The sequence below is a fragment of the Daejeonella sp. genome, assembly GCF_046590655.1.
In the GTDB taxonomy this organism is placed as follows: Bacteria; Bacteroidota; Bacteroidia; order Sphingobacteriales; family Sphingobacteriaceae; genus Daejeonella.
The window spans coordinates 1-10,738 of record NZ_JBKJUM010000002.1; the positions used below are offsets into that span (position 1 = coordinate 1).

Here is a 10,738-nt window from a genome sequence, read left to right on the forward strand (position 1 = left end):
AGCTGGTAAAACGTTTCTCCATTTATCCAAACAATATCAGTTTCACCTTTTTCCAGGCCTGCTTCTTTTTCGCTCATGATGCTGCTTACAATTCCATTTCCCTGTCCCGGAATGATGATTAGAGTAATATCATACTTCTCTTTTATCAAAGGCACAATAACTTCCTCGATATGTTTGTTAGCTTTTTTATCACCTAAATATTTCATCCATACCACAGAAGTACCTTTAGCTTTCTGTGTGATCTGCTCCCATGACTGCTGCATCAAAGGGTCGTTATTTTCAGATGACTCTGTATTCTGATTACATGAATAAAGAGCTGTGATAACAGTAAGCGTGAAAATAATAATATAGAAGTATTTCATACCATTTTTATAATTTCAAAATTATTAAATGTAAAATCCAAATAACCGACTTTCGGGTATATCTTTAAAATATTTAAGAGCAATATGTACAATCACTTTGAATTACAAAACTTCCACCAACACGCCATCTGGAACGATTTGGTAAAGATTTGTGTTTCTAAAAATGGGTTTGTAGATTATAATGGGTTTAAAAATAATGAAGTTAAATTAGATGAATACCTTGCTTTGTTGAGCTTTCAAATACCATTGTCCAATTGGACTGTTAAGCAAAAGTTAGCCTATTGGATTAACGCTTATAATGCTTTTACCGTAAAACTCATTTTAAATAATTACGGTGTAGCCTCAATTAAAGATATTAAAACCGAACCCTCTCCCTGGAAGATACCCTTTTTTAAAATTGGTTCTGAAGAATTCACCCTTGATAAAATTGAACATGAAATCCTCAGAAAACAGTTTCACGAACCTCGTATCCATTTCTCCATAGTTTGTGCTTCATTTTCTTGTCCTAAATTTAGAAACGAAGCATTTATTGCCGATAAGTTAGAAGAACAGCTGGAGGATCAAACCAGTGATTTTATAAACGACCCGGATAAAAATAGTTTAACCGATACACCCATTGGAGTTTCCAGCCTGTTTCATTGGTATTGGGATGATTTTTCTAATGAATTTACTGATACCACAACTTTAATTAATTGGATGAATAGATACTCTGAAACACCTTTGAACGCAAGCACAACCGTCACCTACTTACCTTACAATTGTGCCTTAAATGGAAAATAAAGTTTAAATTATTAGCAATGCAGCTGAAGTTCAAACTAATTATCCCTCCTCAAAAGGCTTTTGATCACTTCTTCTTCAAACCCCGGTAGAGTTTTGTAAACAAATTTTACTTTCCTCTCTGATTTAAACTCATACGAAACCTCCAGATATTCCTTTTCTGTTCGTGGATCTCTGGGCGAATAATTAGATTTTACGTTTATTTGTGTCGGGATATTCTCATGGCACTTAAAGTAGCCGGGATGCGTAAAATAGCCCAGTGGTGTTACATCATAAGGGATAAATCCTTCGACCCCAAAAAGCCCCTTTCCCCTCTCGCTCCAATGTTTTAATTTCTCATAAACCCATTGATCGCCTTCATGTCCATTATTATTGAGTCTGTCAAAATCAATAGTGCCTAAAAACAGCGAACAGCTGGCTTCAAAACCAGAGTACACCAGAGGGATATCCGTGTCTAAGATCACTTTCATGGAAACTACATCTTTATCAAAATTATAATCGCTAACAATTAATGTTTCTAAACCTGGCTTAAACTCAAAATCGGCGGTTCTTCCAATACAAAAAGCGATCTCTTCAATTTGGCTGGCCAGTTCGGGGTGGTTCTTTAACACCGTAGCCACGTTTGTCATTGGGCCTAATGCCAGGATGCTTAATTTTTCTTTTCGCAACGCATCAGCTAATGCCAGAGTAGCATCATTCTCTGTCCCTACATCATTTGCCAGATCAGAACCTTTAAACACAGGAATTGGTTCACCTTCATGATACCATTTTAGAAGTTTTTGTGTTACCTCATAACCATAATCGGCATTCGTGATGATGCTTATACCCGCTATTTCTATATTTTTTTGCCGTAAGGCCATCATTAAAGTAATACCGTCGTCCACTTCTCTAGGTGCCCTTTCTGGCAAACCAATCATGATGTCGGTATCAAACCATATTCTTTTTACGTTATTTTCCATGAACTAACTGATTAGATTATAAGCCTCTTGTAGCAGCTCTTCCTTTTCCTTTAAGTTTAATTCCAATGGCAATTGCGCTAAACCTATAATTCTACGCATTATTTCCACACCGGTAAATGCGTTAAACAGGGCTTCGTCGAAACTATCCTCTCTTAAATAATTTGCGTCAATAGTTTTGAATACTTCATCAGGCTGTTGTGCCAAATATAAGTGAGCAAACAAAACGCCTAAATCGAACTCCGCTTTACCATAAAATGCAAATTCAGGATCTATTACTACCAGCCCCTTTTCGGTATTCAACCAACTCCCCGGATAGTAATCACCATGCAATAAAGTATCCTTAGTACTTAAATATGTTTCACCCAGACTGTTCAACAGTTCTTTTAATTTATTATCATTTTTGTAAGGCATAGACGAGGCCTGAAGTCCCGGAGTAATCAGATCTAAATCAAATCCATTATCACCTAAAAAAGGATAAACAAAAATATGTTCGTGATTTAATGCTTTTAACTTGCTGTTATCCATCAACAAATCCTTGCCTTTGTTTTTGTAATTGCTATGAAGCTGATGAATAAACGCCGCACACAATTCAGCATCTGAAACAGAGAGATTGTTTCCTTTTTTATAGAGCAGGGTATAGTCACTGGCAGTCCCTAAATCTTCCATCACTAAAATGTAATTTTCTTTATCTGTCAGCAGGATTTCAGGTGTATGGGCTCTTAGAAAATCATTATCAGCAATAGTTTTATAAAACTCACTCTCTACCAATATGCGTTCTTCAGGCGCAGGGATGCTGGGATACTTTTCTACATAAGGCCTTGCTTGTTTTGTGACAAGAGATTGACCGTTTTTTGTTCGCACCCTCAAGGTGTAATTCATGTTGCCTTCGCCAGGTTTCTCTGCATATACTACAACATCATGAGCATTTATCAGCTCATGGTGTTGCAGATAATTCGCCAGGTCTGATAACTGAGTTTTATCTAAATGCATAACTAAAAATTACCTAATACATATCTCATCCCAAATTGAAACTGACGCGGTGGACCTGAAGCTCTTATGTTTAAATTATTGGCACTCCTCGCTCCAATCTGCACTTGATTACTTGCTCCTCTAGTGGATGCAAAACCTGTTAAATTAGTCGAGTTTAAAAGATTATATATATCAGCAGAGAACTCAATTCCTGATTTGTTTTTCAGATCCAATCGGTATTTTGCAGAGAAATCAAAGTTGGTTGCACTGGGTAATCTTCCGTTATTCCTGGTTTCACCGGGCTGTAGATCACTTGAAAATCCTGGAGTTTCTCCATTTCCATTTAAGTCACCGGTATTAATCCGTGTTCCTGCAGCGTTTACAAAATTATAAGATGAACTATTTGCGTAATAGGTGATAGGCTGCCCGCTTTGGAAAAGCATTGCAGGAGTAACGGTTAAATTTTTAACCGGATACCAGGTAAATAGTGCATTAATAACATGGGTTCTATCATTGTCGCCAAATGCATATTCATTAGCCCAATTATTTGCATCCTGCGCCCTGACATTAATACCCTCTGTATCATTCATTATTTTTGATAAAGAGTAAGAAAAACGGTATGAAAAGAAATCATTAGCCCCTTTTACTTTCACCATAGAAAAATTTGCAGCTGTATATCTGGCTTTTCCGTCCGTCTCTGTCATGAAAACATCCCGCGCAATACCCCCAATTTGCTCGGTTCCAATTTTTGCTCTAAACTGACCACCCACAGTGACAATAGGAACTGGTCTATCCAGGTTCGCCAGGTTAGGGTCTTTCGCAGATTGTGCAGGTGCATTTGCCGGAAGCTTAAAAGCTGTTGATGGGGCGTTTAAGTTTCTTATCCTGAACAAATCATTCGTTCTGGTATGAACTAAATCAATGAAAAATAAAATGTTTTCATTTACTTTTCGTTGAAAACCCAGACTATACTGATCGGAGTACGGGTTATCGTATCCATTCGGGTTTTTAATTCTAAAGTTGGCATTTGATTGGTCACCTCGTCTTCCCTGAGCAGATTCAGCAGCCGGACCTTTTAGATAAGCAGGGTTGTTTGCCGGGGTGGCATCCGCATAAACAGCTCTCAAATTACCTGCATTTGTAATTCTGTTTAAATCTGCCCTGGGGTCTAAAATTCCTAATCGCTGTAATTCTGCTAACTGTCTTTTGAAATTAGCTGAGTTGTTACTGAACTGCAGGTTATCACTGGTTACTGAGTATTTTATTTTATCATAAAACCTGCCGGCACCACCTCTGATTACATTTCTATCATCCAATTTATAATTAAAACTAGCTCTCGGACCAATATTATTCCGATCACCTTTAGTGTCGCCAGCAAGCGATAAATTGTCATAGTCATAACGAACGCCTAAGTTTAAATCCAACTGTTCATTCACTTTAAAATTGTCTTCAGCATATATATTGAAAACGTTCTGGCGTTCGCCAAAGACCGACTGATCTAAGTCTACCTGGTATCTAATAACCTGTACATCACCTGGTATATCTTGAATATCGAGTGCTGAGCCAATATTTCTATTTTTTAAATCAGCTAATTGCTGTGCATTTAATCTTACAGTATAAAAGCCATAAGAATTACCAGCACCTAATAATTTAAAATCAGAGGTTGTAAATTCCGCTCCGCCTAGTAAATTATGTTTGCCTAAAGTATATCTGAACTTTTGCTGCAGTTGATTGGTATATTCATCATCATCAAAAATATAATCAATGGAACCTATGGTGGCTATGTTTCTGCCGGTCGGATCTTGTACAATAGCACCCGGTTTACCAATGTTTGGTCGGTCTCTGTAATTCCATCTAAAAAACGATGATTGAAAATTGGTTTCTGCTTTCAGCCTTGATGAAATAGTGTAGTCATTTTTTAAAGCAATTAAATAGGTTCTGTTTTTCTGAGTTGAACCTGAGGATGGAAAATTAGTACCTCCAATTAAACCACCGCCTTGAGCATCCACATCAAACGAACCCACGTTTACCCTTAAACTGCTATGGAAATTTTTATTCCAGTTTTGGTCTAATTTCACGGAAGCATAGGTAAAGAAATTTTTTCCCCGGATAGCTTCATTAACCCCTAATTCCGGAACATTCAAAAGGTTGTCTTTAATATCATTGGTCCGCTCCAAATTAAAATAAAAAAACGTTTTATCCTTTTTTAAAGCTCCACCAATACCCACACCTAACTGCTGACGTTGAAAACCATCTTTAACAGGATTTCCATATAAATCTAAACTGGCAAATGCCGATTTACTGTCTATAACCGAACCCGGGCGGGTCAGGTAAAAAACTTCAGCAGTCAAATCATTTGAACCAGAACGCGTTTCTACATTGACGATTCCGTTGCTGGTATTACCAAATTCAACAGAATAATTATTCGTTAAAACCGAAATGCTTTCTGTGAAACCAAAGGGTGTGTTAAATTTCGAATTACCTAAGAAACGTTCGTTATTGTCCAGCCCATCAATGGTATAATTGGTGTAGATCCCGCTTAAACCATTTATAGCGATAGTTGGGGCCTCATTATAACCCATAGAAGAAATCGTTAAATTCGGTAAACGATATAAACTCTTGGTTACGTCTCGCCCCTCAATGGGTAACGTTTGTATTTGCGCTTTGGTAATATAAGAAGCCACCGCAGCATCGGTTCTGTTTATTTTTACTGACTGGCTACTGTTTTCGGTAATGGCTACCTCATCTAATTGATAACCCGCTTTTCTGCTTAAACGTAAAACTACGCTTTTTGAATCTCCGGTGTTGTCCAGAATTACTGTTGAAGTTAGGGCATTGTAATTTATAGACGCTCTTATTCGGATTTCATATGTACCTGCAGATAAGCCGGCAAAAGATGCTACGCCGGCATTGTTTGTAGAAATTCTTTGAATTGCTTTTGAGCTGTTGTTGTAAACAGCAACTTCCAAACCTGGTATAGCTTGATTATCCGTATTATTAAGTGTTATATCTAAAGCAGTTTGTGCATAACTATAAGCAGACAATACCATAACGAGTATGGAAAGTAAAATTCTTTTCATTGAGTGTTTAAGAAAATAAATAAATAAAACAGATGATTGGGAATTGGAAACTGAAAAAGATTCTTAAATAGACAAAGCGGGGGGGCCTCTTAAAGATGGGGTGTCAGCCTTATGGTAATTTAATATAAGTCGACAAGCCTTTTGAACGAATATAATTGCAAAATTGTTGATTAACTGATTTAATAATTTTATAATGAATGTGCTATTATCAGAGTTTAAAATATCTTCCGGCTTATTAATATCCGATAAAATCTCCGTTTCAAGAATTTCTGCATTAACGGACTGGAAAACATTTTTCAGATTATGATACGTTTGACTGCTTTGCCATTTAATCTGTTCAAAGGCCGAAGCATTGAACAGGCTTTTTGGTATGGCAATTAGATAAGCGCCCCCATCTTTTGTGGGGCCTAAAACAATTTTCCTGCTCTCAACCTGCGTAATGGCGTTTTCCAGCAGGTTTAAAGTTAACGAAGGACAATCATTTCCTATACAAATTACATTTTCATAACCTTTTGCAAAAGTAAGATTAAACGTATTGGTGATACGCTCTGCAAAGTTATTTCCTTGTTGTTGAACTGAATCAATCAGAAAAGTATCAGCCGAACTTTGTTGAGCTAACCGATAAAAATGTTGAGTAATAACTCTGGAGATCTGCTGAGTAGCCTTCTGTGATGAATAAGGGGAAAAACTTTTTGACCGGGCTTCAAACTCAGGTGAACTTGCAAAAAGTACAATCGCCGTTTTATTCATATACGCTAAGTACGATTATTTTTTGAAACGGGATTGAGGAATGAGGAAAAAATGTCGGGATTAACTGAAGTCAGAGGTTGGAGGGATTAAGACTGCGTCTCTCCCCCGACGGGGTCCTGGGCGTATTGTCCGGCTAAATCCTCAGACCTCAGACTTCCGACCTCAGACCTCCGAAATTTTTTTTATATATTTAAATAATCATTAATGGCTTATCAGACAGGAAATACAATCTCAAACTAAGTATCAATCTTAACCTATAACTATGACTAAAATTCTACGAACGAAAGGCTGAAGCTAAAAACCAGATATGCAATCGCATTCCTGGTACATGTTGGGCAATCAATTCTAAAATCTCAAACATTCATCAGCAAATACCTCGGTTTGAAGGTAATTTGCTAAACCAAACTCAGCAAATGCATAAAAATCATTTACTTAAATTGCGTGCACCTGGTTCCCATAAAATAGGGCCTATCATGCGTCTTACCACCCTGATAATCATTGCTGCATCCCTGCAAGTTAGCGCAGGGGGCTTTAATGAAGATTCGAATTCTTCGTCCATGCCTTTTCCCACTTCAGTGAACCGTGCTGATATCGTGGTGAGAGGGCAGGTCAAAGATGCTAAAGGCGAAATGCTTATTGGGGCAAGTGTTAAAGTTAAAGGCACTTCCCAGGGCGTCAGTACGGATGTCAATGGTAATTATACATTGACCTTAACCGATCCCAACAGTACCCTGGTGTTTTCATCCATAGGGTACACTAGCCAGGATATTGCTGTTAACAATCAGACGGTCATTAATGTGACACTTCTCGAAGATGCCGCCTTATTGGGTGAAGTTGTGGTTATCGGATATGGAAAGCAGAAAAAAGTCAATCTGGTCGGAGCTGTTGCTACCGTTACCGTTGATGAGAAGCTTACCAGCAGAGCCCTGCCTAATATTTCATCCGGATTAACGGGACTGGTACCGGGCCTCGCGGCTGTACAGTCTTCAGGTATGGCGGGTAATAACGAAGCCAGTTTAATCATCAGAGGTTTAGGCACCGTAAATAATGCCAGCCCGCTGGTGGTTGTCGACGGAATGCCGGATGTGGATATTAATAGAATAAACATCAATGATATTGAAACGATTTCTGTATTAAAGGATGCGACATCTGCCGCTGTTTATGGTTCCAGGGCTGCCAATGGGGTTATCCTGATCACTACCAAGACCGGTAAAGGGCAAAATAAAACGACCCTTAATTATACCGGCAACACCTCCCTCACCGTACCAACCCGGGCTATGGAGTTTATGGCCGATTACCCAAGAGCTTTAACTCTTCACCAGCAAAGGGCTGCAGTAAATACACTTCCGGGCAACCAGACCTTCAGAAATGGAACCATCGATCAATGGATGGCACTGGGAATGGTTGATCCGCTGAGATATCCCAATACCGATTGGTGGGATGTAATCTTGAGAAATGGCACCTTTCAAAATCATAACGTATCCGCATCCGGCGGAAATGACGCATCTAATTTCTTCGCTTCCGTTGGAATGAAAGATGAAAAGGGATTGCAGATCAATAACGATTATAAGCAGTACAATGGGCGTTTCAATTTCGACTCAAAGGTAAAGAGTAATATGAACGTGGGTATACGGTTTAACGGTAACTGGTCTGATTTTACTTTTGCATTATCGGAAGGGTTTACCGATCCAGACCCTGGAAATACCGCAGGCACGGATATGCAGTTTGCTATTGCAGGCATCTTGCCTTATGATCCTAAAACAGGCTATTTCGGTGGAGTTATGGCTTATGGTGAAGATCCTCAGGCATACAATCCGTATACGCTGTATGTTAATAACCAGAACCAAACCAATCGCCAGGAGGTAAACAGCAATGTTTATTACGACTGGACGCCTATAAAAGGACTGACAGCCCGTGTCGATTATGCGCTTACTTATTATAACCAGTTTCGCTTGAATGCCCCTACTCCTAATCAGGCGTATAATTTCCAGAGCTCCTCTTTCGGTAGCCGGATATATGTCGGCGCAAATGCTGGCGTTTCCAATCAAACCAACACAGGGTTCAAGACTTTACTGAACGGGAGTATAAACTACACGAGAAGTTTTGGGAAAAACCATAACCTGAGTGGCTTATTGGTTTATAGTGAAGAATACTGGAAAGATCGTTTTCAGAGCAGCTCCAGGAACGACCGCTTACACCCTTCTTTAAGGGAAGTTGACGCTGCGCTCACAGATATTCAGTCAACCGGCGGAAATTCCAGTACGGAAGGCTTGCGATCTTACATCACCCGGATAAACTATACCGCATTTAATAAGTATCTGTTTGAAGCGAGCATACGGGCAGACGGGTCTTCGAAATTTGTTGAAGGAAGTCAGTATGGCTACTTTCCTTCGGCAGGTTTCGGATGGCGTTTTACCGAGGAGGGTTTCATTAATAAGTTCACCAATAAATTCATGAACAGCGGTAAGCTAAGGTTAAGTTATGGAAGCCTGGGAAACAATAGTGGCGTGGGACGCTTTGAACAGCAGCAAACACTCAATAACTTAAACTATGTAACAGGGTCGAACGTTCAGAAAGGATTCGTAAATAGCAAATTAATTAATCCTTTCCTTTCCTGGGAGACCACTACCGTGTTCAATTCGGGTCTGGATCTGACCTTTATGAACAGTAGATTAAGCGCAACCTTAGATTACTACAATCGCTTAACCACCGGAATGAACCGGCCTTCTGAGTTTTCTATTCTTCTTACCGGTGCTTACAGCCCTCCTCCCAGAACCAATATTGGTAACCTGAGAAATCAGGGTGTGGAATTAGACCTGGGATGGAAAGATAAAGCCGGCAACTTCCTTTACGGGATAAATGTAAATGCTTCCTACAACAGAACGAACCTGGAAAAATGGAACCAGTTTTTAGGTCGCGGCAGTACCTTCCTGAATATGCCTTACCGTTTTGTATACGCCTACCAGGACAAAGGCATCGCGCAAACCTGGCAGGATGTATATAATGCTACTCCACAAGGGGCCTCACCGGGAGATATTCTTCGCCAGGATTTAAACGGGGATGGCCGTATTGACGGTAACGACAGGAAAGCGTACGACGGCCTGCAGGAAGACCGCCCTACCACTTACTTTGCCTTTAACGGAAACGTCGCCTGGAAAGGCCTGGACCTTTCTGTACTATTGTCGGGCGCTACAGGCCGCAAGGATTACTGGATTAACGCTTACAATAACATGAACTTTGGTAATTCGCGCTATGCTTCCACCGTTGATCATTTAAATAACCCATGGTCTGTTGAGAACCGTAACGGTGCATGGCCCCGTCTGGGCGGAAATGGCGCTAATCGGGAAACCACCACATTCTGGCTGGATGATATGTCTTATCTGCGTTTAAAGAATATTCAGGTGGGTTATACCGTGCCTTCCAAATTACTTAAACGCGTGGGCGCAAGTAATCTAAGAATTGTAGGATCGGCAGAAAATCTCGGGACCATTACTTCCTTCAGGGGCCTTGATCCGGAAAAACAGACGGACGACAACAATCTCTATCCCATTAACAAATCTTATTCTGTTGCTGTCAATCTTACGTTTTAAAAGCTGTTAAAATTCATGTACAAGCCAAAAAATATAATTGAAATGAAACTAAATACAAAAATTTCACTCATAACCCTTGTCGCTGGATTGATGATATTCCAAAGCTCCTGCAAGAAAAGTCTTCTTGACCAGGAACCGACTACAGCTCTGGCTACGGAAGCTTTCTGGAAAACTGAGGAAGACGCAACTATTGCCCTGATGGGTGCTTATGCGGCAACCCGGGCTGTTTTTGATCGTGATTATTATTTTGA

At 39.7% G+C, this 10,738-nt stretch carries 7 protein-coding genes and 1 pseudogene; 3 read left to right on the forward strand and 5 right to left on the reverse strand.

The window, feature by feature from the left end; genetic code table 11:
• A partial coding sequence (locus ACLL8Z_RS00065; protein WP_411272697.1) for a hypothetical protein occupies nt 1-362 on the reverse strand: 362 nt, incomplete at its 3' end.
• A gap of 84 nt (nt 363-446) precedes the next feature.
• Between ACLL8Z_RS00065 and ACLL8Z_RS00070 the strand changes: the two genes are divergently transcribed.
• Nucleotides 447-1,142, forward strand: coding sequence for a DUF547 domain-containing protein (locus tag ACLL8Z_RS00070; protein ID WP_411272698.1), 696 nt, complete (start codon nt 447-449; stop codon nt 1,140-1,142).
• A gap of 35 nt (nt 1,143-1,177) precedes the next feature.
• On the opposite strand, the gene ACLL8Z_RS00075 is transcribed toward ACLL8Z_RS00070, so the two are convergent.
• The 4 genes from ACLL8Z_RS00075 to ACLL8Z_RS00090 all read right to left on the reverse strand — a co-directional run bounded on the left by ACLL8Z_RS00075 (nt 1,178) and on the right by ACLL8Z_RS00090 (nt 6,897).
• A complete protein-coding gene (locus ACLL8Z_RS00075; protein ID WP_411272699.1) occupies nt 1,178-2,098 on the reverse strand; it encodes a nucleoside hydrolase in 921 nt (306 codons plus the stop codon).
• A 3-nt stretch (nt 2,099-2,101) separates the two neighbouring features.
• Nucleotides 2,102-3,088, reverse strand: a complete 987-nt coding sequence (locus ACLL8Z_RS00080) for a phosphotransferase (protein WP_411272700.1) — start codon at nt 3,086-3,088, stop codon at nt 2,102-2,104.
• Between the two features lie 2 nt (nt 3,089-3,090).
• The gene (locus tag ACLL8Z_RS00085) at nt 3,091-6,147 is read right to left on the reverse strand and encodes a TonB-dependent receptor plug domain-containing protein (RefSeq protein WP_411272701.1); all 3,057 of its coding nucleotides are present in this window, start codon (nt 6,145-6,147) and stop codon (nt 3,091-3,093) included.
• A gap of 63 nt (nt 6,148-6,210) precedes the next feature.
• Nucleotides 6,211-6,897 carry a DUF2064 domain-containing protein gene (locus ACLL8Z_RS00090; protein ID WP_411272702.1) on the reverse strand — a complete coding sequence of 229 codons (687 nt, stop codon included), beginning with the start codon at nt 6,895-6,897 and terminating at the stop codon, nt 6,211-6,213.
• Nucleotides 6,898-7,310: 413 nt separating this feature from the next.
• On the opposite strand from ACLL8Z_RS00090, the gene ACLL8Z_RS00095 reads away from it, so the two are divergent.
• A complete protein-coding gene (locus ACLL8Z_RS00095; RefSeq protein ID WP_411272703.1) occupies nt 7,311-10,487 on the forward strand; it encodes a SusC/RagA family TonB-linked outer membrane protein in 3,177 nt (1,058 codons plus the stop codon).
• A 42-nt stretch (nt 10,488-10,529) separates the two neighbouring features.
• A pseudogene (locus ACLL8Z_RS00100) lies at nt 10,530-10,738 on the forward strand (RagB/SusD family nutrient uptake outer membrane protein); the annotation flags it as partial.